Source organism: Paraburkholderia sp. BR14374 (assembly GCF_040948685.1).
Taxonomy (GTDB): Bacteria; Pseudomonadota; Gammaproteobacteria; order Burkholderiales; family Burkholderiaceae; genus Paraburkholderia; species Paraburkholderia youngii.
In genome coordinates, this window is record NZ_JBFPKF010000131.1 from 1 (window position 1) to 510 (window position 510).

A 510-nucleotide genomic window follows, 5' to 3' on the forward strand; every position below is an offset into this window, starting at 1 on the left:
ACTTCCACGCGAACTCGACGGGGGCGGATTCGTCGGCGCTGGGTGCGGACTCGGTGGCGATCGGTATGGGTGCGGTGTCGAACAACGCGGGTGATGTCGCACTGGGCGCAGGCTCGGTGACGGCAGCGGCAGTGGGCACGGCTGGGGCGAGCATCGGCGGGACGGATTACGCGTTCGCCGGAGCGAACCCGGCGAGCACGATGAGCGTGGGTAGCGTGGGTAACGAGCGCACGATCACGAACGTGGCCGCGGGTCGCCTGAGCGCGACGAGCACGGACGCGGTGAACGGTTCGCAGCTGTACGCCACGAACCAGCAGGTGGACCAGCTGAGCGAGGACATCCGTAATGGTGCCGGCGGCGGGACGGACGCGCTCGCGGTGCATTACGACGATGCGTCGAAGGGCACGGTCACGCTGGGCGGTGACAGCAATGGCACGAAGGTCACGAACGTGGCCGAAGGCGAGCTGTCGTCGACGAGCACGGACGCGGTGAACGGCTCGCAGCTGCATG

At 68.2% G+C, this 510-nt stretch carries 1 pseudogene; it reads left to right on the forward strand.

The features are described 5' to 3' along the window. Positions 1-510 (forward strand): annotated as a pseudogene (locus tag AB3X86_RS38350) (adhesin); the annotation flags it as partial.